This is a genomic window from Vibrio sp. 1978 (genome assembly GCF_033344345.1).
The window spans coordinates 1-520 of sequence record NZ_JAWPOP010001012.1; the positions used below are offsets into that span (position 1 = coordinate 1).

Below are 520 nucleotides of genomic sequence, written 5' to 3' on the forward strand. Positions count from 1 at the left end.
AACCCACACAACGATAAGCGCCTAGGATCAAGCAAGTTTGTAATCTCAACATTTAAGGAAGACCAAGATGAAACACGACAAAGTCGCCGTAGTTACAGGGGCTGCTCGCGGTATAGGGCAGGCCATTTGCGAACAATTACTCGAAGATGGATTCCACGTCGTTGGGCTGGATATCTCGCCTGTGGAATGGAGCCAGTCGGCGCAGCTATGCAGTTATCAAGTCAATTTGTGCGATGCCGCTGCTGTTAGCGAAGTGGTAAACAGTATTGTAGAGCAGCATGGAAGAATCGATGCGCTGGTTAATAACGCGGGTATTACTCGCGATGCATTGCTGCCAGACATGCTAGAACAAGATTGGGACAGCGTAATCGATGTGAACTTAAAGGCTGTGTTCTTACTTACTCAACGCGTCGCGCCAGTAATGCTAGAGCAGGGCGCAGGTAGCATTGTTAGCATTTCTTCTATCGTGGGTACGGATGGCAATATTGGGCAAAGTAATTACGGCGCAAGTAAAGGCGGC

Annotated in this window: 1 protein-coding gene; it reads left to right on the forward strand. The window is 48.8% G+C overall.

Features of this window, described 5'->3' with window-relative positions:
• Positions 1-67: 67 nt before the first annotated feature.
• Positions 68-520, forward strand: a 453-nt coding sequence (locus tag R8N49_RS30385; protein WP_318190856.1) for an SDR family NAD(P)-dependent oxidoreductase, incomplete at its 3' end; no start/stop codon positions are given.